The 22404-nt window shown below is 66.2% G+C and carries 22 protein-coding genes; 3 read left to right on the forward strand and 19 right to left on the reverse strand.

Features of this window, described 5'->3' with window-relative positions; all coding sequences use genetic code 11:
• Nucleotides 1-91: 91 nt before the first annotated feature.
• From hflX to ndk, 11 genes are all read right to left on the reverse strand, one after another.
• Nucleotides 92-1390 carry a GTPase HflX gene (gene hflX, locus ABNX08_RS14240; protein WP_349604273.1) on the reverse strand — a complete coding sequence of 433 codons (1299 nt, stop codon included), beginning with the start codon at nt 1388-1390 and terminating at the stop codon, nt 92-94.
• Between the two features lie 276 nt (nt 1391-1666).
• Nucleotides 1667-1906, reverse strand: coding sequence for an RNA chaperone Hfq (hfq, locus tag ABNX08_RS14245; protein WP_012353158.1), 240 nt, complete (start codon nt 1904-1906; stop codon nt 1667-1669).
• Nucleotides 1907-2118: 212 nt separating this feature from the next.
• A complete protein-coding gene (gene der, locus ABNX08_RS14250; protein ID WP_022535759.1) occupies nt 2119-3462 on the reverse strand; it encodes a ribosome biogenesis GTPase Der in 1344 nt (447 codons plus the stop codon).
• Between the two features lie 226 nt (nt 3463-3688).
• A complete protein-coding gene (gene bamB, locus ABNX08_RS14255) occupies nt 3689-4864 on the reverse strand; it encodes an outer membrane protein assembly factor BamB (RefSeq protein ID WP_349604271.1) in 1176 nt (391 codons plus the stop codon).
• Between the two features lie 68 nt (nt 4865-4932).
• Nucleotides 4933-5565 (reverse strand): tetratricopeptide repeat protein, encoded by a 633-nt coding sequence (locus ABNX08_RS14260; protein WP_022535761.1) that lies wholly within the window; start codon nt 5563-5565, stop codon nt 4933-4935.
• Nucleotides 5566-5634: 69 nt separating this feature from the next.
• On the reverse strand, nt 5635-7017 hold the full coding sequence (gene hisS / locus ABNX08_RS14265) for a histidine--tRNA ligase (RefSeq protein ID WP_349604268.1): 1383 nt from the start codon (nt 7015-7017) through the stop codon (nt 5635-5637).
• A gap of 39 nt (nt 7018-7056) precedes the next feature.
• Entirely contained in the window at nt 7057-8349 is a 1293-nt protein-coding gene (gene ispG / locus ABNX08_RS14270; RefSeq protein ID WP_022535763.1) for a flavodoxin-dependent (E)-4-hydroxy-3-methylbut-2-enyl-diphosphate synthase, read from the reverse strand.
• Between the two features lie 50 nt (nt 8350-8399).
• Nucleotides 8400-9413: a RodZ domain-containing protein gene (locus tag ABNX08_RS14275; RefSeq protein ID WP_349604265.1), complete on the reverse strand. Its 1014-nt coding sequence runs from the start codon at nt 9411-9413 to the stop codon at nt 8400-8402.
• Nucleotides 9406-10185: a type IV pilus biogenesis/stability protein PilW gene (pilW, locus tag ABNX08_RS14280; protein ID WP_349604264.1), complete on the reverse strand. Its 780-nt coding sequence runs from the start codon at nt 10183-10185 to the stop codon at nt 9406-9408. The genes ABNX08_RS14275 and pilW overlap by 8 nt, the downstream gene beginning before the upstream one ends.
• A complete protein-coding gene (gene rlmN / locus ABNX08_RS14285; RefSeq protein WP_022535766.1) occupies nt 10182-11336 on the reverse strand; it encodes a 23S rRNA (adenine(2503)-C(2))-methyltransferase RlmN in 1155 nt (384 codons plus the stop codon). The genes pilW and rlmN overlap by 4 nt, the downstream gene beginning before the upstream one ends.
• A gap of 53 nt (nt 11337-11389) precedes the next feature.
• Nucleotides 11390-11815 carry a nucleoside-diphosphate kinase gene (ndk, locus tag ABNX08_RS14290; RefSeq protein ID WP_022535767.1) on the reverse strand — a complete coding sequence of 142 codons (426 nt, stop codon included), beginning with the start codon at nt 11813-11815 and terminating at the stop codon, nt 11390-11392.
• Between the two features lie 361 nt (nt 11816-12176).
• On the opposite strand from ndk, the gene ABNX08_RS14295 reads away from it, so the two are divergent.
• The gene (locus tag ABNX08_RS14295) at nt 12177-12881 is read left to right on the forward strand and encodes a Bax inhibitor-1/YccA family protein (protein ID WP_010809421.1); all 705 of its coding nucleotides are present in this window, start codon (nt 12177-12179) and stop codon (nt 12879-12881) included.
• A 75-nt stretch (nt 12882-12956) separates the two neighbouring features.
• On the opposite strand, the gene rlmD is transcribed toward ABNX08_RS14295, so the two are convergent.
• Entirely contained in the window at nt 12957-14477 is a 1521-nt protein-coding gene (rlmD, locus tag ABNX08_RS14300) for a 23S rRNA (uracil(1939)-C(5))-methyltransferase RlmD (RefSeq protein ID WP_374063678.1), read from the reverse strand.
• Between the two features lie 40 nt (nt 14478-14517).
• Here rlmD and ABNX08_RS14305 point away from each other — a divergent pair, with 40 nt between their 5' ends.
• On the forward strand, nt 14518-15372 hold the full coding sequence (locus ABNX08_RS14305) for an endonuclease/exonuclease/phosphatase family protein (RefSeq protein ID WP_349604257.1): 855 nt from the start codon (nt 14518-14520) through the stop codon (nt 15370-15372).
• Between the two features lie 15 nt (nt 15373-15387).
• On the opposite strand, the gene ABNX08_RS14310 is transcribed toward ABNX08_RS14305, so the two are convergent.
• Genes ABNX08_RS14310 through surE form a run of 5 tightly spaced genes read right to left on the reverse strand, consistent with a single transcriptional unit; the run spans nt 15388 to nt 19982 of the window.
• Nucleotides 15388-16227 carry a 3'-5' exonuclease gene (locus ABNX08_RS14310; RefSeq protein WP_022535770.1) on the reverse strand — a complete coding sequence of 280 codons (840 nt, stop codon included), beginning with the start codon at nt 16225-16227 and terminating at the stop codon, nt 15388-15390.
• Nucleotides 16224-17402: an RNA polymerase sigma factor RpoS gene (rpoS, locus tag ABNX08_RS14315; protein ID WP_022535771.1), complete on the reverse strand. Its 1179-nt coding sequence runs from the start codon at nt 17400-17402 to the stop codon at nt 16224-16226. Before rpoS ends, ABNX08_RS14310 begins: the two co-directional genes overlap by 4 nt.
• A gap of 6 nt (nt 17403-17408) precedes the next feature.
• Nucleotides 17409-18281 (reverse strand): peptidoglycan DD-metalloendopeptidase family protein, encoded by an 873-nt coding sequence (locus tag ABNX08_RS14320; RefSeq protein WP_022535772.1) that lies wholly within the window; start codon nt 18279-18281, stop codon nt 17409-17411.
• Between the two features lie 8 nt (nt 18282-18289).
• A complete protein-coding gene (locus ABNX08_RS14325; protein WP_022535773.1) occupies nt 18290-19201 on the reverse strand; it encodes a protein-L-isoaspartate(D-aspartate) O-methyltransferase in 912 nt (303 codons plus the stop codon).
• Between the two features lie 28 nt (nt 19202-19229).
• On the reverse strand, nt 19230-19982 hold the full coding sequence (surE, locus tag ABNX08_RS14330) for a 5'/3'-nucleotidase SurE (protein ID WP_022535774.1): 753 nt from the start codon (nt 19980-19982) through the stop codon (nt 19230-19232).
• A 208-nt stretch (nt 19983-20190) separates the two neighbouring features.
• Here surE and ABNX08_RS14335 point away from each other — a divergent pair, with 208 nt between their 5' ends.
• Entirely contained in the window at nt 20191-21165 is a 975-nt protein-coding gene (locus ABNX08_RS14335; RefSeq protein ID WP_022535775.1) for an NADPH:quinone oxidoreductase family protein, read from the forward strand.
• A gap of 152 nt (nt 21166-21317) precedes the next feature.
• Here ABNX08_RS14335 and ABNX08_RS14340 read toward each other — a convergent pair whose 3' ends face one another.
• A complete protein-coding gene (locus ABNX08_RS14340) occupies nt 21318-21458 on the reverse strand; it encodes a hypothetical protein (RefSeq protein ID WP_349604251.1) in 141 nt (46 codons plus the stop codon).
• 152 nt (nt 21459-21610) lie between these two features.
• On the reverse strand, nt 21611-22402 hold the full coding sequence (locus ABNX08_RS14345) for an ABC transporter permease (RefSeq protein WP_022535777.1): 792 nt from the start codon (nt 22400-22402) through the stop codon (nt 21611-21613).
• Nucleotides 22403-22404: the final 2 nt, after the last annotated feature.

A 22404-nucleotide genomic window follows, 5' to 3' on the forward strand; every position in this document is an offset into this window, starting at 1 on the left:
CCGGGGAAGTTTGTAACAGGGGGATTCTAGCAGTCATCTGCGCCACTTTTTGCCAATTCGCGCAATCGTAGCGCCAATGGACGGAAAACGGTCAGGAGCTGCGCGATTCCCCCGCGCCTGCTTCGCTGCCATCGCCGCTCTCGCCGGCATGGCCAATCTGGTCATCGTCATCGTACTCGACGCCCTCTTCGCTCTCCTCGCCCTGGTCCGCATCGCCATACAGCGGGACGTCGGCCAGTCGGGGATCGTAAGGCGGCGGCTCGGATGGCCGGCTCGCCAGCCATTGGGCCACCTCCACCACCGACTCGCGCAGCGCATCGATGCCAATGCCTTCGCGCGCGCTGAGGAAGACGCGGGTGGGGACGCCGTCCTCGTCGCGCTCGATGCGCGGGCCCTGCTCCATCAGCTCGGGCGCCGCGTCGATCTTGTTCATCACCACGATCTGCGGGATGTCCGAGGCATTGATTTCCGCCAGCACACGGTTGACCTGCTCGATCTGTTCGTGCCGCACGGGGCTCGATGCGTCCACCACATGAAGCAGCAGGTCGGCGTGGACGGTTTCTTCGAGCGTGGCGCGGAACGCCGCCACCAGTTGCGTGGGCAGGTCGCGGATAAAGCCGACGGTGTCGGACAGCACCACGTTGCCCAGCCCGTCCAGGAACAGCCGGCGCGAGGTGGTGTCGAGCGTGGCAAACAGCTGGTCCGCCGCATAGGCGCGCGCCTTGGTCAGCGCGTTGAACAGCGTCGACTTGCCCGCGTTGGTATAGCCTACCAGCGAGATGCTGAGCGTGTCGTTGCGCGCGCGGGCGCGCCGCTGCGTGCTGTGCTGGCGCTGCAGTCGCGACAGATCGGACTTGAGGCGCTTGGCGCGCTCGTCCAGCATGCGGCGGTCCAGTTCGAGCTGGCGCTCACCCGGCCCCCCGCGCATGCCGATACCGCCCTTCTGCCGCTCCAGGTGGCTCCAGGCGCGGACCAGCCGCGAGGCGCGGTACTGCACCTGCGCCAGTTCCACCTGCACCTTGCCCACGTGGCTCTGCGCGCGCTGGCCGAAGATATCCAGGATCAGGCCGGTACGGTCGATCACGTGGCGGTTCAGGAAGCGCTCCAGGTTGCGCTGCTGCGCCGGGCTCAGGGCGTGGTTGAACACGACCACGTCGGCGTCGAGCGCATCGGCGGCTTCCCTCAGTTCTTCGGCCTTGCCCGAGCCGATGAACAGCGCCGGGTCGGGCCGCGAACGGCGGCCCGTCAGCGTGTGCACCGGCAACGAGCCGGCTGTGGAGGTCAGCAGCGCGAGTTCGCTGAGGCTTTCCTGAAAGTCATGCTTGCCGAAATCGACGCCGACAAGAATGGCGCGCGAGGGTGCGGTGTTGGAAGTGGCTCTGGGATCCAAGGGAGGGCGCGAAGGCGCTGGGGAATACGGGTTCAGGGGAATGTCTTGCGGAGGTCTGGCACTGCCCTGGCCCCTGCCAGGTCAGGCCAACGCGCGAGGCGCAAGGTGATGCCGGAGGTTGCGGCAGCGGCAGCGGCGGCGGCTGAGTGCGCGGCCGCCGGGCCGCGATGCACCGGGCGCAACGGCAACCCGGTGCCGGGCATCGAAACGGCGCCGCGTGGCGCCCGGTCGATGCCGTCAGTCGGCGGCCGCGCGCTGTGGCGGCCGCGAGGCAGTTCAGGCCTCAGCAGAGTCATCCACGCGGAAATTGACCGCGCGCGCCGGAACGACGGTAGAGATCGCATGCTTGTAGACCATCTGCGTCACGGTGTTGCGCAGCAGGACGACGTACTGGTCGAACGATTCGATATTGCCTTGCAGCTTGATGCCATTGACGAGGTAGATGGACACCGGTACGTGCTCTTTGCGCAGCGCATTCAGGAACGGGTCTTGTAGCAGTTGCCCTTTGTTGCTCATGGCACACTCCAAATTTATAGGTTTAGTGATGGATGATGGGGACGGAAGTCCCCGGTTCAAGTCAATCAGCGCAAAAACGCGCCAGAAAAAAGATCAAAAACGGTACCAAGTCGGCGTCAATGCACAGGGAACCCCCCTGCTACCGTGAATTTAGCCGCAGTTCCAAACGAACGCAAACGAAAACTTGCCCCGCAAAGGATCCGTTTCCGGACTCAATCCTTCGAGTCCGCATACGGATTTTTGTTCGTGCGGAATTCGATGCGAAGGGGTGTGCCCTTGAGCTTGAAGGCCGCACGGAAACGGTTTTCCAGGTAGCGCCGGTAGGTTTCGGCAACGCCTGACAGCGCATTGCCGTGGACCACGATAATGGGCGGATTCGAGCCGCCCTGGTGCGCGTAACGCAGCTTGGGCCGCGATGCGCCGACGCGCTTGGGCTGCTGGAATTCGACAGCTTCCTGCAGCACGCGCGTCAGCTGCGGTGTCGGCAGCTTGACCATCGCCGCGGCATAGGCGTCGTCGACCGAGCGCAGCAGCGCGCCGATGCCGGTGCGCTCGCGCGCCGACACAAAATGGAAATTCGCAAAATTCAGAAACTGCAGCTTGCGCTCCAGGTCGTGCTTGATGCGATCGCGGGTATGGCCGTCGAGCCCGTCCCATTTGTTGACGCCGACCACCAGCGCACGCCCGGATTCGACAATAAAACCGGCAATATGTGCGTCCTGGTCGGAAATGTCTTGTTGCGCATCGAGCAGCAGGATCACGACATTGGCGTCGGCGATCGACTGCAGCGTCTTGACCACTGAAAATTTTTCAATCGCCTCGAACACCTTGCCGCGCCGACGCAGGCCTGCTGTATCGATCAGCGTATAGGGCTTGCCGCCGCGCTCGAACTCCACATAGATGGCGTCGCGCGTGGTGCCGGGCATGTCGAACGCGATCACGCGCTCTTCACCGATCAGGGTGTTGACCAGCGTGGATTTCCCCACATTGGGGCGTCCGACGATGGCGATCTTGACGCCCTTGCCGCCATCGGGCACTTCCTCGGCCAGCTCGGGCCGCTCCTGGACCGCCAGCTCCAGCGCTTCGTCGACGAGCTCGCCCACGCCGTCGCCATGGGCAGCGGAGATCGCGTACGGATCGCCCATGCCCAGCTCGTAGAAGTCGGCTGCCACCGAGGTGTACTTCATGCCCTCGGCCTTGTTCACCGCCAGCATGATGCGCCGGCCGGTCTTGCGCAGGTAGTCGGCGATGGCGCGGTCCTGCGGCGCCAGGCCCAGGCGGCCGTCGACGATAAAGATCACCACGTCGGCCTCGACCACCGCCTGCTTGGTCTGCTTGGCCATCTCGGCGACGATGCCTTCCTTGACCACCGGCTCGAAGCCGCCGGTATCGATGGCGATGAACGGACGCTCGCCGATGCGCCCTTCGCCGTAGTGGCGGTCGCGCGTCAGGCCCGGCAGGTCGGCGACGAGGGCGTCGCGCGAGCGGGTCATGCGGTTGAATAGCGTCGACTTCCCTACATTGGGGCGGCCGACTAGTGCGATTACTGGTTTCATGCAATAAACGGAAACGGGGGCCGGCACATGCCGCCCCCCGGTAGCTCCGGAGTCAATGGATCCGACGGCAGTCCGCGCCTTATCGGCACGGATTGCCGCTTGTCCTGTCGCGCGCGCCGCCGGTCACGGGACCCGCTGCGCAATTTGCCGCACGACCAAGGATCATGCTACCGGATTAGGCGCCGACCGTACCGACAGGTGTACGGCAGCGCGCATTGGATGCCTGTCAGCCAGGCTGGTACCCGTAGACGTCGCCGTCGCGGGTCTGGATCACCAGGGTCTGGCCCGCCACGACCGGCGCGGCGGTGATGGCGCTGCCATCGGTCTTCATGCGCGCGATGACCTGGCCGTCTTCGCGCGACAGGAAGTGGACATAGCCTTCGAAGTCGCCCATCACCACCGAGCGGCCCAGCGCCAGCGGCGCACCCAGGCGGCGGTTGCGCAGCTCGTCGTTCTTCCAGCGTTCGTTGCCATTCTGGCGGTCGAAAGCATGCACCACCGACCGTTCGTCGCTGGCGTAAAGCGCATTGTCATCCTGCGCGGGACCGCTCGGCGACGAGAAATCCTTGCCCCACTGCGGCTGGCCACTGGACAGCTCCAGGCAGGCGACGCGACCCTGGAAGGTGGTGGCGCAGACCTGGCGACCATTCACCATCGGCTGGCCGGTGACGTCGTTCAGGCGCTCGATCTCCGACACGCCCTTCGGATACGAAACCGTGCTTTCCCAGCGCAGCACGCCGTTGCCCGGCGTCAGCACGCCCAGCTTGCCGCCGGGGAAGCCCATCACGATGCCGTCGCCGGCGAACACCATGCCCATTGCCGCGCGCAGGTTCAGCGGCGTCTGCGAGCGCTGGTAGATCCAGCGGCGCTCCCCGGTCTGGGCATCGAGGCCTAACACACGCGTGTCGGTGGTGCGCACCACCACCAGGCCATTGCCGACCAGCGGCGCCGACAGCACCTCGCCATTGACCTGCTTCTTCCAGATCTGCTTGCCGCTGGCGTCGAAGGCGTAGATCGCGCCCTTCTCGCCCGCGACCGCGGTCACGGAGCCGTCGCTGCCGGGGCCCGAGGTCAGGTCCAGATCAGTCTTGGCCTTCCACAGCACGCGGCCCGAGGCGCCTTCCAGCGCGATCACGTTGCCGTTGTTGGACGACACGTAGACGTTGTTGCCCGCCGCGGCCGGCTGCATCGAATACGGGCCGCTCTTGCCCACATCGGCCTTCCACGCCTGGCGCACCGTCAGCGTGCCCGACACCGGCTTGAGTTGGGCGGGCGGGTGCTTGTTTTCCTTGCTGAACAGCGCGCAGCCGCCCAGCGCGGCCAGGCAAGCGGCAGCCGCCAGCGCGCGGGCCATGGTGCGGGCGGGCTGGCGATGTACGGCACGGGAAAGCACTGACATCATAAGGTTTCGATCCTGGTTTTACGGTCCGCTGGTTTTACGGTGATTGGCACAAGTCGAGGGCGGCCCACTCAGGCCGTGCCCAGCGCATCGAGCTTGAACTGGATGATCTGGCGCATCGCCGGCTCGGCCTCGCCCAGCTTGTCGAGCGCCTTGCGATAGGCCACGCGCGCATCGTCGCGCTTGTCCTGCGCGGCGAGCAGGTCGCCGCGGCGGTCGGCATACAGCGCCACGAACGCTGCCGGCGGTTCGTCCTTGAGCAGCGCCAGGCCCTTGTCGTAGGCCTTCTCGTCCAGCAGCACGCCGGCCAGCCGCACGCGCGCCAGGTGCGAGTATTCTGCGTCGCCGTGGTCGATGGCCCACTGCAGCTGGCTCTTGGCCGCGGCCAGGTCGCCCGCATCGTACAGCACGCGGCCTGCGACCAGCGCGCTCATCTGGCCATAGGCGGTGCGGCCGTACTTGTCTTCCAGGTCGGTCGCGGCGCGCTTGATGCGCTCGATGTCGCGCGCCTCGGCAGCCTTGAGCACCTGCTCGTACAGCACCGCGGCCTCGCCGGCCTGCCTGCGTTCCCAGTACTTCCAGCCGTTCCAGCCGGCGAACGCCAGCAGCGCGACGATCAGCACCCAGGTCAGCGCATTGCCGTACTGGCGCCACCAGGCCTTCAGATTCTCAAGCTGTTCCTGTTCTTCTAGATCGTAAGCCATGTCGAGGCAATCACCTGCGTTGGGTTGGGTACTCGTGTACTGGGGTTTTCCGGCTGGCCAGCGCGCGATTTATTCGCTGGCGCCGACCATGGCGTCGATCAGGTAATCGACCAGTTCCTCGGCCGGCACGGTGGCCTGTTGCCCACCGCCTTCGGCCTGCTCGCGCTGGCGAAGTTCCTTGACCTGGACCACGCCGGCGGCCACTTCGTCCTCGCCAATGATAACGGCATAGGCCGCGCCACTTGCGTCGGCCCGCTTCATCTGCGACTTGAAGCTGCCGCCCTTGCCGTCGGCGCTGGCGTGCAGCACCACGTCCAGGCCCGCATCGCGCAGCCGTTCCGCGGCGATCATCCCCTGCTGCGCGGCGGCCTCGCCCTGGTGCACCAGGTAGACGTCGCAGCCCACCGCCTCGGGCACCACGCCCTCTTCGCGGATCAGCTCGATGATGCGCTCGATGCCCATGGCCCAGCCGCACGCGGGCGCGGACTTCCCACCCATCTGCGCGATCAGCGGGTCATAGCGCCCGCCCCCGGCGATGGTGCCCTGCGCGCCCAGCTTGTCGGTGATCCACTCGAACACCGTCAGGTTGTAGTAGTCCAGGCCGCGCACCAGGCGCGGGTTGATCTTGAACGGAATGTTGTTGGCCTTGAGCAGGCGCTGCACGCCCTCGAAGTGTGCCAGCGATTCTTCGCCCAGGAAATCGATCAGCTTGGGCGCGTTGGCAGCCATCTCCTGCAGCGCCGGGTTCTTGGTGTCCAGCACGCGCAGCGGGTTGGTGTACAGGCGGCGCTTGCTGTCGTCGTCCAGGATGTCCTGGAAGCCTTCCAGGTACTTGATCAGCTGTTCGCGGTGGGCGGCGCGCTCATCGGCCTGCCCCAGCGAATTGATCTCCAGGCGCACGCCGGTCAGGCCCAGGTCGTCCCAAAGGCGCTGGCACATCAGGATGATCTCGGCGTCGACGTCCGGGCCGGCAAAGCCCAGTGCCTCGGCGCCGAGCTGGTGGAACTGGCGGTAGCGGCCGCGCTGCGGGCGCTCGTGGCGGAACATCGGGCCGGTGTACCACAGGCGCTTGGGGCCGTCGTACAGCAGGTTGTGCTCGATGGTGGCGCGCACGGCCGCGGCGGTGCCTTCCGGGCGCAGCGTGAGCTGCTCGCCATTGAGCGAATCGGTGAAGGAGTACATCTCCTTCTCGACGATGTCGGTCACCTCACCGATGCCGCGCACGAACAGCTGCGTGTGCTCGACGATCGGCGTGCGGATCTGCTGGTAGCCATAGGCACGCAGCATGGCGCGCGCGGCATTCTCGAAATGCTCCCACAGCGGCGCGTCCGCCGGCAGCATGTCGTTCATGCCCTTTACGCCCTGCAGGGCCTTGGCGGGGCGCACTTTCTCCCCAGCCTTCAGTTCGGTCTTCTCACCGCCTGCGGCGGCCACGTTCTCGGATTGCGTCATTCTGTTCTTGTCAGGCTGCTGGCACCCGGCCGGTCCGGCTCAGGCTGCCACTTCTTTGTCGGCCCGCGCAACGCCCGGGCCGTAATGCGTGCGAACGTACTCATCTACGATCGCCTGGAATTCCTCGGAAATGCGCTCTCCGCGCAGCGTCTTCACCTTGACGCCGTCGACGAACACCGGCGCCGCCGGCGATTCGCCCGAACCCGGCAGCGAGATGCCGATGTTGGCGTGCTTGCTCTCACCCGGGCCGTTGACGATGCAGCCCATCACGGCCACGTCCATTTCCTCGACGCCCGGATAGGCGGTCTTCCATTGCGGCATCTGCTCGCGCAGGTAGGCCTGGATGCTGGCCGCCAGCTCCTGGAATACCGTGCTGGTGGTGCGGCCGCAGCCCGGGCATGCAATCACCATTGGGGTGAAGTTGCGCAGGCCCATGGTCTGCAGGATTTCCTGCCCCACGTACACTTCCTTCTCGCGCGGCGCGCCAGGTTCCGGCGTCAGCGAAATGCGGATGGTGTCGCCGATGCCTTCCTGCAGCAGCACCGACAGCGCCGCGGTCGAGGCCACGATGCCCTTGCTGCCCATGCCGGCCTCGGTCAGGCCGAGGTGCAACGCGTAGTCGCAGCGGCGCGCCAGCTCGCGGTACACCGCGACCAGTTCCTGCACCTGCGACACCTTGCACGACAGGATGATCTGGTCGCCCGGCAGGCCGATCTCCTCGGCCTTCTTCGCCGAATCGATGGCCGAGGTGATCAGTGCCTCGATCATCACGCTCTGTGCCGGCCACGGTTCGGCACGCCCGGCGTTCTCGTCCATGATGCGCGCCAGCAGGTCCTGGTCCAGGCTGCCCCAGTTCACGCCGATGCGCACCGGCTTGTTGTAGCGGCACGCCATCTCGATCATCTGCGCGAACTGCGTGTCGCGCTTCGCGCCCTGGCCCACGTTGCCGGGGTTGATGCGGTACTTGGACAGCGCCTCGGCGCAGGCCGGATAGTCCTGCAGCAGCTTGTGGCCGTTGTAGTGGAAGTCGCCCACCAGCGGCACATCCACGCCCATGCGGTCGAGCTGCTCGCGAATCGACGGCACCGCGGCGGCCGCCTCGGGCGTGTTCACCGTGATGCGCACGATCTCCGAACCCGCGCGCGCCAGTTCCTTGACCTGGATCGCCGTGCCGATGGCATCGACCGTATCCGTGTTGGTCATCGACTGCACGCGCACCGGCGCGCCGCCGCCGATGGTGACCACGTTGTCGCCCCACGCGACGCGCGCCTGGCGCGTCTGGCGGCGCGGCAGCGGACCGGCCAGGACAGGAAGACAGAGCTGTTGGTTCATAGCGTTACCACCTTGCAAAGACGCACCTCGCCGCACCTTGCGCGCCCTCGTCAGGGCAGCGTGAGGCGCGCCACGTTGTTGCGGTTGGCTGCCTTCAGGTCGACCGGCTCGCCATTGCGGGTCATCGACTCGATGCCCTTGACGTTGCCGATCACCACCTTGTACGGGGGCGTGCCGCCGCCGGCCACGGACTGGCCGGCCTTGGCGGTACCGCCCAGCACCACCTTGCCGTTCTTGTCCCGGATTTCATACCAGGTGTCGGAAGCAAAGCGGATCTGCAGTTCGCCCGCGCCTGCTGCGACTGCCGGTGCCGCCGGTGCCGCCGGTGCTACCGGCGCAACGGGAGCAGGCGCAGCGGCAGGCGGCACCACAGCTGCCGATGCCGTAGCAGCAGGAGCCGCCTGGGCAGGCACCGCCACGGCGCTGGCGGGCACTGTCTCGGCGGACGGCGCCGGCGAATCGGCTCCGGCCATCACCGGCGGCAGCGCCGCCGTGACCGTGCCGGGCTCCGTGCCCGGCGCGGCTGCATGTTCTTCCGCCACCGGGGTCTCGGCCGCGGCGCTGCGCGTTTCGATCCAGTGGCGGATGTGGTCCAGCCCGAACCAGCCGCCCGCGGCCAGCCCCACCGCCACCAGCGCCAGCCAGATCCAGCGCCCGCCCGTGCCGCCGGAGCGGAATCGGTTGCGGTCGTCGAAGGCCGCATTGATGCCGCCCTCGCGCTGGCGTGCGATTTCCGCCACCTGCACCACCTGGCGCGGCTGGAAGCGCGCCAGCAGCGGGTCGATATCGACATGCAGCATGCGCGCATAGGCGCGCATCACGCCCTTGGCGAAGGTCACGTCGGGCACCGCCTGGAGATCGCCGGCTTCGATCGCGCGCAGCTTGGTCGCCGCCACCTTCAGGCGCGCGCTGACGTCTTCCACTGACATTCGCTGCGCCTCGCGCTCGCGCGCCAGTGCCGCGCCGATCTCGCGCGCGGCGGCTTCGCGGTCTCCTTCGTGCGCGCCCCCGCCGACGTGTTGCGTCGGTACGGCCTGGCCTGCGGCGCGGTCGTGCTCACTCATCCCATGCTCCTTGTTCGTAGGCGGTCAACTCACGCGAATCGGGGAAACGGCTGCGCAGTTGCGCCCCCAGCGCATCCTGCATGCGGCTGTCGCCCTGACGGTGGGCAATACGCGCTCCCAGCCAGAGGGATTGCGCACTGACAAACTGGCTGCTGTTGACGCGCTGGGCATACTGCCGCGCCTGCGCGAAGTCGCCGCGCCGGTAATAGACCAGCGCGAGGGTGGTGTTGGCCACCGGGTTGTTGCGGTCGTAGCCGAGCGCGGCCTTCAGGTTCTGTTCCGCTTCGGCGCTGTTGCCGCGGCGCAGCTCGCACGCGCCCAGGCTGATCATCGGCTTGACCGGGCCGCCGGCCGACGGCGCCGACGCGGCGCGCTGCAGCATCGGCACGGCCTCGGCATAACGGCCTTCCTGGCACAGGAACCAGCCGTAGTTGTTAAGCAGGTCGCCGTCGTTGCCGCGCATCGACACCGCGGTGCGGAAGCTGTCATCGGCGAGCGCACGCTCATTCATGTTCATGTAGATCAGCGCGCGCACATGGTAGGCATCGGCCAGCGACGGATCGATGGCGATGGCCTGCTTGATCTCGTCAAGCGCGACCGCGTTCTGGCCGGCCTCGAGATAGTTTGTGGCCAGCTGCAGCCGGATGCCGGCGCGGCGCCTTGCATCGGTCTGGTCGGAAGCGGCCTGGAGATCCTGCGCCGGCGTATGCGGCAGCTGGCAGCCGGACAACATCAGCAGCCCCAACAGGGCCGCAGCGATCAGACGGATCATGCAGGGCGAGCCTCCCGAGACTGGCCGGCGGCAGTGACCGGCACCAGTGGCGTGATCTTGCCGAACTTGCCGCGCTCGGCCAGGCGGGTGCGGTCCTTCACTTCCCCGGCCAGCTGGCCGCAGGCGGCGTCGATATCGTCGCCGCGCGTCTTGCGGATGGTGGTCACGATGCCCGCGTCCATCAGCACCTGCGCGAAACGCCGGATCTGTTCGTTGTTGGAGCGCTTCAGGCCCGATTCCGGGAAGGGGTTGAACGGGATCAGGTTGAACTTGCACGGCACATCGGCCACGAGCTTCAGCAGTTCTCGCGCATGCTCGACGCCGTCGTTGACGCCATCCAGCATGCAGTATTCGAAAGTAATGAAATCGCGCGGCGCGAATTCCAGGTAGCGGCGGCATGCCGCCATCAGTTCGGCCAGCGGGTACTTCTTGTTCAGCGGCACCAGAACGTCGCGCAGGGCGTCGTTGGACGCGTGCAGCGACACGGCGAGGGCCACCGGCAGATCTTTGGACAGCCGGTCCATCATCGGCACCACGCCGGAGGTGGACAGCGTCACGCGACGGCGCGACAGGCCGTAGGCGTTGTCGTCGAGCATCAGGCGCATGGCCGGCACGACGGCATCGTAGTTCAGCAACGGCTCGCCCATGCCCATCATCACCACATTGGAGATGACGCGGTCATCCTTGGGGCCGCGGCCCAGTTGCTCGCGCATGGCAAACTCGGCCATCCACAGCTGCCCGATGATCTCACCGGTGCTGAGGTTGCGCGAGAAGCCCTGCTTGCCGGTCGAGCAGAACCGGCAGTTGACGGCACAGCCAGCCTGCGAGGAAACGCACAGCGTGCCGCGCGTTTCCTCTGGGATGTAGACCGTTTCCACCGCATTGCCCTGGCCCACGTCTAGCAGCCACTTGCGCGTGCCGTCGGCCGACAGGTTGTCGGTGATGACGGCAGGCGCGCGGATCTCGGCCCGCGTCGCGAGCTTTTCGCGCAGCGACTTGGCGAGATCCGACATGGCGTCGAAGCGGCTGGCACCGTAGTGGTGGATCCAGCGTTGCAGTTGCCGCGCACGGAACGGCTTCTCGCCGAGCTCGCCGCAATAAGCGGTGAGCGCGTCCGCGTCGAGGTCGAGCAGGTTGACGAGGTCGTTCATGGCGGCAAACTCAGCTTCGGTGTCAGTCTAGTCCTGGCAGCAGCGCCAAACAATCAGCGGCTGTAGACGTGCATGCCCGGGAAGAAGAACGACACTTCCACGGCAGCGGTTTCAGCAGCGTCCGAGCCGTGCACGGCGTTGGCGTCGATGCTGTCGGCGAAGTCGGCGCGGATGGTGCCCTTGTCGGCCTTCTTCGGGTCGGTGGCGCCCATCAGCTCACGATTCTTGACGATGGCGTTTTCACCTTCCAGGGCCTGGATCATGACCGGGCCGGAAATCATGAAGTCCACCAGGTCCTTGAAGAACGGACGCTCCTTGTGGACAGCGTAGAACTGCTCGGCTTCGCCGCGCGACAGGTGCACCATCTTGGCAGCAATGATCTTCAGGCCGGCGGCCTCGAAACGGGCGTAGATCTGGCCGATAACGTTCTTGGCCACGGCATCCGGCTTGATAATCGACAGGGTGCGTTCGATCGCCATGAAAAACTCCGAAAAATGAAGGGGTTACAAATGGATTAAACGTGGGATTCTACCACGAAGACTATGACGCTTTCGAGGGCCTTCCCCGCTCTGGCGCGAGTCTTGCCGGCGTTGCGGCGCCGGCCGGCATCAAGTAACACGAAGAGCACATTACATCCTTGTCATGTCCGGAACGCGACGGGTCGATGCGCGTCCAACGTGAGCGGCGGCCAAGTGGCGCGAAGCACGGTTTGGCGTGTCTTCTGGGTTACCCCGCCCTTGCAATTCGCCCGCCCAGATGCCACATTGACGATGGTTCCGTCCGGAGTCGATCCGAATGATTGGATTTCCGGCGCCTCACCGTTTTGAGACAGGAGTCACCATGGATAACAAGCTGAATACCTACGGTTTCGGCAACAGTGCGTCGACCGTCACTGACGTCGTCGTTCGCAACCGGGTCTTGCGCAACACTTACTGGCTGCTGGCCCTCTCGATGATCCCCACCGTGCTCGGCGCGTGGATCGGCGTGGCCACCGGCTTCAGCTTCATGGCGGGCAACCCCTTCCTGTCGCTGATCCTGTTCCTGGGCATTGCGTTCGGGTTCTTCTACGGCATCGAGAAGACCAAGAACAGCAGCATGGGCGTGGTCCTGCTGCTGGCCTTCACGTTCTTCATGGGGCTGATGCTGTCGCGGCTGATCGGCGTGACACTGCAATTCTCGAACGGGCCGGCGCTGATCATGTATGCCTTTGGCGGCACGGCGGCGGTATTCGGCGCAATGGCCACCATCGCCACGGTCAGCAAGCGTGATTTCTCCGGCCTGGGCAAGTTCCTGTTCGTCGGCGTGATCCTGCTGATCCTGGCCAGCGTCGCCAATATCTGGCTGCAGCTGCCCTCGCTGATGATCACGGTTTCGGTGATCGCCATCGGTATCTTCTCGGCGTACATCCTGTTCGATGTGCAGCGCGTGGTGAATGGCGGCGAGACCAACTACATCACCGCCACGCTGGCGATCTACCTGGACGTGTACAACGTCTTCGTCAACCTGCTGGCGCTGCTGGGCATCTTCGGCGGCAGCCGCGAGTGACGACAAACGCCGCAGCATGAAAAACCGGCCTGTTGGCCGGTTTTTCTTTGGGCGCCAGCTGATGGATGGGCCGGTTCAGCCGCGGTCGAACACCGCGATCGATTCCACGTGCGAGGTGTGCGGGAACATGTTGACCACGCCCGCGCCGCTCAGCCGGTAGCCCGCCTCGTGCACCAGCAGGCCGGCGTCGCGCGCCAGCGTCGCGGGGCTGCATGAGACATAGACGATGCGCTGCGGAAGCACGTCGCTGCCCTGCTGCGCCAGTTCGCCCAGCGCTTTGCACACCGCCAGCGCGCCCTCGCGCGGCGGATCCACCAGCCAGCGGTCGAAGCGGCCCAGCGCAGCGATATCTTCGGCGGTGACTTCGAACAGGTTGCGGCAGGCAAACTCGGTCTTGTCGGCCAGGCCGTTGTAGCCGGCATTGGCCAGCGCGCGCGTGGTCAGCGCCTCGCTGCCCTCGATGCCCATCACCGACTTGCCCTGCGTTGCCAGCGGCAGCGTGAAGTTACCGATGCCGCAGAACAGGTCGAGCAGCCGGTCCTGCGGCTGCGCGTCGAGCAGGCGCAGCGCGCGGCCAATCAGCACGCGGTTGATCTGATGGTTGACCTGGGTGAAGTCGGTCGGCTTGAACGGCATGCGGATGCCGAATTCCGGCAGCGTGTAGGCCAGCTCGACGTCGGTCGGGTAGAACGGGTAGACCGTGTCCGGGCCCTTGGGCTGCAACCAGAACTGCACCTTGTAGTCGTCGGCAAAGGCGCGCAGCAGGTCCTTGTCGGCATCGGTCAGCGGTTCCAGGATGCGCAGCACCAGCGCGGTCACTTCCTGGCCGACGGCCAGCTCGATCTGCGGCATGCGGTCGCGAATCGACAGGCCGGCCACCAGCTCGCGCAGCGGCACCAGCATCGCCGACACGTGCGGCGGCAGGATCTCGCAGCGAGTCATGTCGGCCACGTAGCTGCTCTTTCGCTCATGGAAGCCGACCAGCACGCCGCCCTTCTTGACCACGTGGCGCACGGTCAGCCGCGCGCGGTAACGGTAGCCCCAGTCCGGCCCGGCGATCGGGCGGAACACCACGTCCGGCTTCACTTTCGACAGGTGCCACAGGTTGTCTTCCAGCACGCGCTGCTTGATTGCCAGCTGTGCACGCGAATCCAGATGCTGCATCGAGCACCCGCCGCAGACGCCGAAATGCTGGCAGCCGGGCTTGACGCGCATCACCGATTCCTGCCGGATCTCGACGAGATGGGCCTGTTCATAGCTGGGCTTGCGGCGGAAGCTGCGATAGCTGACGGTTTCGCCGGGCAGCGCGCCTTCGACAAAGATCACCTTGCCGGGCGTGCCGTCCTCGTTCACCAGGCGGCCGACGCCGCGGGCTTCCATGTCGAGGCTCTCGATCGACACGACCGGGTCCGCTGCCGGCGTGCCAGTGTTAGCGGCAACGCGGCCACGGGGCTCTTTTGCGCCGGGAGCGGCACTTGCCTCGGCAGTGGCGGCCGGGCCTGCAGGCGTTTCTTGTAGGGAGGACACGACTTGGGACACCAGATGAAACCTGACGTATTGTTTGCGAAAGCGGGATTGTATGCCAGTCCGGGCCAGCGCCGGTGGCGGCGTCCCGACGATCCGACGGAGACGGCAAATGGAACTGATTTCGTGGAATATCCAGTGGGGCCGCGGCGCCGACGGGCGCGTGAGCCTGCAGCGGCAAATCGAGACCATGCGCGGCATCGCTGACGCCGACGTGATCTGCCTGCAGGAAGTTACGCGCGGCTTCGGCGAATTGCGCGGCGGGCCGGGCGAGGACCAGGTGGCGGAACTGACCGCGCTGCTGCCAGGCTTTCATGTGCTCTATGCACCGGGCGTGGACCGGCGCACTACCAGCGGCGGCCTGAAGCAATTCGGCAACCTGCTTGCCACCCGCCTGCCAGTGCGCGAAGTCTTCCACCATGCCCTGCCCTGGCCGGCGGACCCGCAGGTGGCGTCGATGCCGCGCGTGGCGCTGGAAGTGACGGTCGAGGCCGGCACGCATCTGCTGCGCGTGATCTGCACGCACCTGGAGTATTACTCGGCACACCAGCGCGCCGCCCAGGCCGAAGCCTTGCGCGACTGGCACGTTCAGGCATGCGACCATGCGCGCCGCCCGGGCCGCAGCGAAAAATGGCCGGGCCCGTTCACGCCCGAGCCTCGCCCGGCCGAGGCCATCCTGTGCGGCGACTTCAACAGCAAACCCGACGATATCGCCTATCGCCGCATGCTGGAGCCGTTCGAAAATGCCACGCCGCCCTGGCGCGACGCCTGGCTGCATGCGCATCCCGGCCAGCCGCACGCGCCAACCTGCGCGATACACGACAAGGAGCAATGGCCGGAGGCGCCGTTCGCCTGCGATTTCATGTTCTTGACGGACAACCTCGCCGCGCGCATCCGGCGCTGCGAGGTCGATGCGGATACCGCCCACTCGGACCACCAGCCGATCCTGCTGTCGCTGGATCTGTGATGCCGACCGGCGCGCTCAGTCCTCGAGGTCTTCGGCTTCCGGGGTGAGACGCTGCAGCCGGAACGCCTGCAGGTATTCCATCCACTGCTCGCCGGGCAGCTCAGCCAGCGATTCCTGGACGAATTCCATCTCGACGTCGAACTCGCGCGGCGACAACCCGCCGCGCATCAGCTGGAAGCGGCAGTACATCAGGTAGGTGTTGACGACGTCGGTCTCGCAGTAGGCGCGGATCTCGTCAAGCTGGCCAGCCTGGTAGGCCTGCCAGACCTTGCTGCCGTCCATCCCCATCTTGCCCGGGAAGCCGCACAGCTTGGCCAGGTCATCCAGCGGCGCGCTGGCGCGGGGCTGGTACATCGCCAGCAGGTCCATCAGGTCCAGGTGCCGCATGTGGTAGCGGCTGATGTAGTTGTTCCACTTGAAGTCGCGGCTGTCGTCCTCGCGGCCCTCGCCCATTTCCCAGTAGCGTGGCGCGGTGACGCCGTTGACCAGGCCACGGTAATGCAGCACCGGCAGGTCGAAGCCGCCGCCGTTCCATGAAACCAGTTGCGGACTGTAGCGCGCGATCAGTTCGTAGAACTTCTGGATCAGCGTGGCCTCGTTGTCTTCCGTGGTGCCGAGCGAGCCGACGTGGAACACGCCCGAGCCATCGCGATGCGTGCGCCGCAGCACGCAGGAAATCGCGGCGACGCGCTGCAGGTAGTGCGGAAGGAAATCGCTACCGGTCTTTTCCCGGCGGGCAGAGAACGCATGCTCGGCGACTTCGGCGTCGCTCATCGCATCGGGGTGGTCATGCAAACGGCGCAGGCCGGCGACATCGGGAATGGTCTCGATGTCGAATACCAGCACAGGGGTCATAGAACGGCGTCCTTCCTGACACCTTGCGAAGCGAAATGCCGCTTGAGCTTGACCAGCGCCTCCTGCTGGATCTGGCGCACGCGCTCGCGCGTGAGGCCCATTTCCTCGGCGAGCTCTTCCAGCGTGGCGGGCTCGATATGGTTGAGGCCGAAGCGGCGCTCCACCACGTAGCGATGCTTTTCCGACAGGCGCGCCAGCCAGAGCTTCATCAGCCCTTCCAGCTCGCGGTGTGCCACCTCCTGGTCAGGGGCGGCGTTGTGCTCGTCGGAGAGGAAATCCAGGAGGCTCGAGCCGGGATCGAGATCGAACGGCGTATCGAGCGAGGTGGTATGTTCGTTGAGTGCCAGGACGTCCTGCACTTCGTCCGGCGTCTTGCCCAGCAGGTGGGCGATGTCTTCCAGGCTGGCGTCGCGCCCGTCGGTGCCGCCCTTCTCCAGATGGCGCTTGGCGCGCAGCACCTGGTTCAGTTCGCGGATCACGTGGACCGGCAGGCGGACCGTGCGCGCCTGGTTCATGATGGCGCGCTCGATGCTCTGGCGGATCCACCACGTGGCATACGTCGAGAAGCGGAAACCGCGCGACGGATCGAATTTCTCGATCGCGTGCATCAGGCCGAGGTTGCCTTCCTCGATCAGGTCCAGCAGCGGCACGCCGCGATTGAGGTAGCCCTTGGCGATGCTGACCACCAGCCGCAGGTTGCGCTCGATCATGACCTGGCGCGCGGCAAAGTCGCCGTCCTTGGCCAGCGTGGAGAAATGCAGTTCTTCCGGCGCGGACAGGAGCGGCTTGATGCTGATGCGGTTCAGGTAATGCTGGACTGTGTCGGCGGCCAGCTCAGTATGCAGCACCGAGCGGAAGTCGTCGTGCTCGGCGGCCGCGCCGTCGGTACCGTTCTCTGCCTCGCTCTCTTCCTCGTCTTCCGCGTCGTCATCGTCGTCGTCGCGCAACTGGCGTTCGTTGTCGTCGGCGAGCAGGTCCGCCTCGCGCAGGCCCACCGTAGCGGACGTGGCGATCGGCTCGTCGGTAACAGGAATCAGTTCAGCAGCGAGATCGGGCTCGAAGGCTTCCGCATCGGCGCGCTCGTCGGGATGTGCCACACCAGCCTTCACTTCCGGCTGCTTGGGACGGCGAGCCCTGCTGACGATTCCGGAGGAGACGGTTTTCTGGCGTGGCATGAACCCTCACTGTGGCGGCAGGTACCGCATCGGATCAACCGGTTTTCCGTTCTTGCGAACTTCGAAGTGAAGCTTCACCCGGTCGGTATCGCTGTTGCCCATCTCAGCAATCTTCTGGCCTTTCCGGACCGCGGATTGCTCTGTCACAAGCACCTTGTCGTTGTGCCCGTACGCAGTAAGAAATGTCTCGTTGTGTTTGATGATGACAAGATTCCCGTAGCCGCGCAAGGGGCCTACGTGAATCACCCGGCCATCGTCCGCTGCCAGCACCGCATCACCTTTCTTGCCCGCAATATCGATGCCTTTATTGGCCTTGTCATCGAATTTACCGACCATCTGGCCGGTCGCCGGCCACGCCAGCTTCATCGAGCCATCGGCGACTGGCGCCGACGGGATGGCGGCCGCAGCAGCCGGCGCAACCGGTGCCGCAACCGGTGCCGCAGCCGTAGCCGCCGGCGGCACCGGGGCGCCAGCCGGACGGGCCTGGTCGATCGGCTGCCCCTGCACCGTACCGGGCGCCACCGGCATGGTGGTCACGCCGGGTGCAGTGTTGACGTCGGCACCTGGCGGCACGATGCGCAACAACTGCCCAACTTCAATCTGGTTCACATTGCTCAGGTTGTTCCACGCCGCTACATCGCGATAAGACTGGCCGTTTTCCAGCGCGATACGGTAAAGGGTATCGCCTCGCTTGACCCGATAGTATCCGGGCGGTGCCGGCTCCTGCGACGCCGTGGCGGTGCCGGAGATGGAAGTACGGTCCACCACGGGGGCCGGCATCGGCGAACTGGCGCAGGCGGCCAGCAGGGCCGTCAGCGCGGAAGCCGCAAAAAGTTGTCCGGCGCGTGCGAAATATTGCGATTTCACGATGTTGTGCATAGTTCGACTCAGATGGTGCCCGATTTTAAGGGCACAAAGAAAACGGCTTCAAGCGCGGTTCGGTGAAAGCGATGGCGGTTGCGCCGCTCGATCAGCAGCAATTGCTGCGTGACGGTCTGGCCGGGCACGCCTGCCGGCGGCACCACCGCCACCGGGGCGATCAACCGCCCGCCGATCGCCAGTTGCTCCAGCAGCGCCTCGGGCACCTCCATGCCGGCGGCGGCCAGGATGATGGCCGAGAACGGCGCCGCCTGCGGCAGCCCGAGCATGCCATCGCCGTAGTGCAGGCGCAGGTTGGGCACGCGCAGCGGGCGCAGGTTGGCCTTGGCCTGCTCGTGCAGCGGCCGGATGCGCTCGATCGAGAAGACTTCGCGCGCGACCTGGCTCAGCACCGCGGCCTGGTAGCCGCAGCCGGTGCCGATCTCCAGCACGCGCTCCAGCGGCGCGTCGGCCGCCAGCCCTTCACGCAGCAGCTCGATCATGCGCGCCACCACCGAGGGCTTGGAAATGGTCTGCTGGTGGCCGATCGGCAGCGCAGCGTCCTCATACGCCTGCGATGCCAGCCCCGGCTCGACGAACAGGTGGCGCGGCACCGTGGCGATGGCCGACAGCACGCGCTCGTCGCGGATGCCCGCGGCGCGCAGCCGCCCGGCCAGCGCCACGCGCGCGCGCGCCGAGGCCATGCCGCCACCGCCGGCCGTGGCGGCCGAGGCGCGCTGCTCGACCTTGCTGGCGGGAGCCGGCACGGGCGCCGGTGCTGCGGTCCGCGGCAGCCGCGGCTTGGCGGGCTTGGGAGCGGGCGCGGCCGGCCGCGGCGTTCCGACCGCGGGCATGCCGGCGGTGCGCGCCGGTGCAGGCTTGCGTTCGACGACCGCGTCCAGCGGCAGCGGAAACTTGTTGCGAGGGGGCGTGGAACTCATCGGGGGCGCGACACAGCGGGACGGTGGCTTACTTAAGCCACTGGTCGAGCGCGTCGAGCTGTCCGCGGTGGGTCAGGTCGAGCTGCAACGGCGTCAGCGAGACATAGCCTGCCGCGGTGGCATGGAAATCCGTGCCTTCGCTGGCATCGCGCGCATCGCCCGCCGGACCGATCCAGTAGTTGGTGTCGCCGCGCGGGTTGACCTGCGTGATCACCGGCTGCGACGGATGGCGCTTGCCCAGCCGCGTGGCGCGATACCCCTTGATATGTTCGAACGGCAGGTTCGGGATATTGACGTTGAGCAGAAACGGCTCGGTGTGCGGCTTGGCAATGATGCGCTCCACCACGGTGCGCGCCACGCGCGCCGCGGCGTCGAGGTGCTCCCAGCCCTTGTGGACCTGCGAGAAGGCCACCGACGGAATGCCGAGCAGGTAGCCTTCGATGGCGGCGGCGACGGTGCCGGAGTACAGCACGTCCTCGCCCATGTTCTGTCCCTGGTTGATGCCGGACACCACCAGGTCGGGTTTTTCGTCGAGCAGGCCCGTCAGCGCGATATGCACGCAGTCGGTGGGCGTGCCGTTGACGAAGCGGAAACCCTTCTGCACGCCTTCGCGCGCTTCATAGATCGACAGCGGGCGCTGCAGCGTCAGCGAGTTGGAGGCGCCGCTGTGGTTCTGCTCCGGCGCAATGACCGTGATACGGCCCAGCGGCGCGAGCGCAGCATGCAAAACGGCCAGTCCCGGCGCGAGATAACCGTCATCGTTGGCGAGAAGGATATGCATGGCGCGATTGTACCTGAGCGGAACGTCACAAGCGGCCCGCGAGCCGCCTCAAAATGCGCGCTGCCGGGGCGCTTCCGGTGCTACGGTACGCCATTGGCGGTGGCCGGCACGGAACAGAACGATCGTGCTATTTCTGCGCTACACTTGCCCTGCCCGCCCGCAAGCTGCTTCACTGGCGCGGGACGCGACCTATATCACTGGAGACATGATGAAAGCCGTACTGTGCAAAGCCTGGGGCCCGCCCGATTCGCTGACCATCGAAACCCTGCCCGACCTGGTGCCCGGCAAGGGTGAAGTTGTCATCGACGTGAAGGCGGCCGCCGTCAACTTCCCGGATGTGCTCATCATCCAGAACAAATACCAGGCCAAGCCTGAACTGCCGTTCAGCCCGGGCTCCGAACTGGCGGGCGTGGTCAATGCGGTCGGCGAAGGCGTCACCCACGTCAAGCCGGGCGACAAGGTGATCGCCTACCTGGGCAACGGCGCGTTCGCCACCCAGGCCAAGGCGCCGGCGGCGTCGGTGGTGCCGATGCCGCCCGGCATCGATTTCGAGACCGCGGCGGCCTTCACGCTGACCTACGGCACTTCGCACCACGCGGTCATCGACCGGGGTGAACTGAAGGCCGGCCAGACCATGCTGGTGCTGGGCGCCGCCGGCGGCGTGGGCCTGGCGGCGATCGAGATCGGCAAGGCCATCGGCGCGCGCGTGATCGCCGCGGCCTCGACCGACGAGAAGCTGGCGGTGTGCAAGGAGCACGGCGCCGATGCTCTGATCAACTACAGCACCGAAGACCTGCGCGAGCGCATCAAGGCGCTGACCGACGGCAAGGGCCCGGATGTGATCTATGACCCGGTGGGCGGGATCTATGCCGAACCGGCCTTCCGCTCGATCGGCTGGCGCGGCCGCTACCTGGTGGTGGGTTTTGCCAACGGCGAGATCCCGAAGCTGCCGCTGAACCTGGCGCTGCTCAAGGGCGCGTCGCTGGTGGGCGTGTTCTGGGGCGACTTCGTGCGGCGCGAGCCCAAGGCCAACCAGGCCAATATGGCGCAGATGCTAGGCTGGATGAAGGAAGGCAAGATCCGCCCGCATATCTCGGCGCGCTATCCGCTCGAGCAGGCCCCGCAGGCGCTCAAGGACATGGAAGCGCGCAAGGTCACCGGCAAGATCGTGATCGTGCCCTGAGGGGCTTTGATGCATCGGCGCGCGCCAGGCGTGCGCCGACAAAAGAAGGGCGCAGAGCGTGGGGCAACACGCCCCAAGCTGCCTGCCGTCCTTGACGGCGCACACCCCTACGCCGGGCGGCAGGCAGTTCCGAATCAGCCTTTCCGTCCTCCTCAGAACCGGTGCTGCAGCCCGGCAATCACGCCGGTCTGGTTGTTGGCGAAACCGGCAAAGTAGCGCGACACGCTGACGGCGAAGCGCGCGAGAACAGCCCGTCCTTGCAACCGCCGGTCGCGGTCGACGAGGTCGCCCACGGGGAGAGGCCTGGGGTGAGGGCCCGGCGTGTCAACGGAGTTCAGGCCGGTGGTGTGCCAGTGCCTGCCTCGCCCCTCTCCAGCAAGCGGGAAAGGGAAGCAAACCGCCGGTCTGCAGGACTCGCCCGTAGTCATGCTGCCCTTAGCTTGCCTCAGAGCTTCTCCGTCTCCCCGCTCGTCGGCTGCCACTTCATCAGCCGCTTCTCGACCAGCCCCACCATCCAGTCCAGCACAAGCGCGAACGCCGTCAGTACCACGATGCCGGCAAACACGGTATTGATGTCGAAGGTCCCTTCGGCCTGCAAGATCAGGTAGCCCACGCCGCGCGCCGAGCCCAGGTACTCGCCCACCACCGCGCCGACAAAAGCCAGGCCCACTGAGGTATGCAGCGACGAGAACACCCAGCTGGTCGCGCTCGGCAGGTACACGTGGCGCAGCAGCTGCTGCTGATTGGCCCCCAGCATGCGCGCATTGGCCAGCACCACCGGGCTCACTTCCTTGACGCCCTGGTAGACGTTGAAGAAGACGATAAAGAAGACCAGTGTCACCGCCAGCGCCACCTTGGACCAGATGCCCAGACCGAACCACACCGCGAAGATTGGCGCCAGGATCACGCGCGGCATCGAGTTCATCGCCTTCACGTAGGGATCGAGGATGGCCGAGGTCAGCGGGCTCAGCGCCAGCCACAGCCCCACGCCCAGCCCCGCCACCGTGCCGATGCCGAAGGCCAGCACGGTCTCGATCAGCGTCACGCCCAGGTGCAGGTAGATATCGCGCTCGACGAAAAACCAGTTCCAGATCCGCTGCGCCACCATCAGCGGTTCGCCAAAGAAAAAGGCGACCTGCTGCGAGCGCGTGGCCAGGTGCCACACACCGAGGATCACCACCAGGACGAGCAACTGCCACACGCGCAGCATGCCCTTGGAGTCGTTTCGGAATGCCATCG

Source organism: Cupriavidus sp. DF5525, assembly GCF_040149425.2.
GTDB classification, from domain to species: Bacteria; Pseudomonadota; Gammaproteobacteria; order Burkholderiales; family Burkholderiaceae; genus Cupriavidus; species Cupriavidus pickettii_A.

Bases quoted from the DNA above. Each gene is read 5' to 3' on its own strand.
- hfq (WP_012353158.1), bottom strand. From the start codon at position 1,906: ATGAGCAACAAAGGGCAACTGCTACAAGACCCGTTCCTGAATGCGCTG.
- der (WP_022535759.1), bottom strand. From the start codon at position 3,462: ATGAAACCAGTAATCGCACTAGTCGGCCGCCCCAATGTAGGGAAGTCG.
- bamB (WP_349604271.1), bottom strand. From the start codon at position 4,864: ATGATGTCAGTGCTTTCCCGTGCCGTACATCGCCAGCCCGCCCGCACC.
- ABNX08_RS14260 (WP_022535761.1), bottom strand. From the start codon at position 5,565: ATGGCTTACGATCTAGAAGAACAGGAACAGCTTGAGAATCTGAAGGCC.
- hisS (WP_349604268.1), bottom strand. From the start codon at position 7,017: ATGACGCAATCCGAGAACGTGGCCGCCGCAGGCGGTGAGAAGACCGAA.
- ispG (WP_022535763.1), bottom strand. From the start codon at position 8,349: ATGAACCAACAGCTCTGTCTTCCTGTCCTGGCCGGTCCGCTGCCGCGC.
- ABNX08_RS14275 (WP_349604265.1), bottom strand. From the start codon at position 9,413: ATGAGTGAGCACGACCGCGCCGCAGGCCAGGCCGTACCGACGCAACAC.
- pilW (WP_349604264.1), bottom strand. From the start codon at position 10,185: ATGATCCGTCTGATCGCTGCGGCCCTGTTGGGGCTGCTGATGTTGTCC.
- rlmN (WP_022535766.1), bottom strand. From the start codon at position 11,336: ATGAACGACCTCGTCAACCTGCTCGACCTCGACGCGGACGCGCTCACC.
- ndk (WP_022535767.1), bottom strand. From the start codon at position 11,815: ATGGCGATCGAACGCACCCTGTCGATTATCAAGCCGGATGCCGTGGCC.
- ABNX08_RS14295 (WP_010809421.1), top strand. From the start codon at position 12,177: ATGGATAACAAGCTGAATACCTACGGTTTCGGCAACAGTGCGTCGACC.
- ABNX08_RS14305 (WP_349604257.1), top strand. From the start codon at position 14,518: ATGGAACTGATTTCGTGGAATATCCAGTGGGGCCGCGGCGCCGACGGG.
- ABNX08_RS14310 (WP_022535770.1), bottom strand. From the start codon at position 16,227: ATGACCCCTGTGCTGGTATTCGACATCGAGACCATTCCCGATGTCGCC.
- rpoS (WP_022535771.1), bottom strand. From the start codon at position 17,402: ATGCCACGCCAGAAAACCGTCTCCTCCGGAATCGTCAGCAGGGCTCGC.
- ABNX08_RS14320 (WP_022535772.1), bottom strand. From the start codon at position 18,281: ATGCACAACATCGTGAAATCGCAATATTTCGCACGCGCCGGACAACTT.
- ABNX08_RS14325 (WP_022535773.1), bottom strand. From the start codon at position 19,201: ATGAGTTCCACGCCCCCTCGCAACAAGTTTCCGCTGCCGCTGGACGCG.
- surE (WP_022535774.1), bottom strand. From the start codon at position 19,982: ATGCATATCCTTCTCGCCAACGATGACGGTTATCTCGCGCCGGGACTG.
- ABNX08_RS14335 (WP_022535775.1), top strand. From the start codon at position 20,191: ATGAAAGCCGTACTGTGCAAAGCCTGGGGCCCGCCCGATTCGCTGACC.
- ABNX08_RS14345 (WP_022535777.1), bottom strand. From the start codon at position 22,402: ATGGCATTCCGAAACGACTCCAAGGGCATGCTGCGCGTGTGGCAGTTG.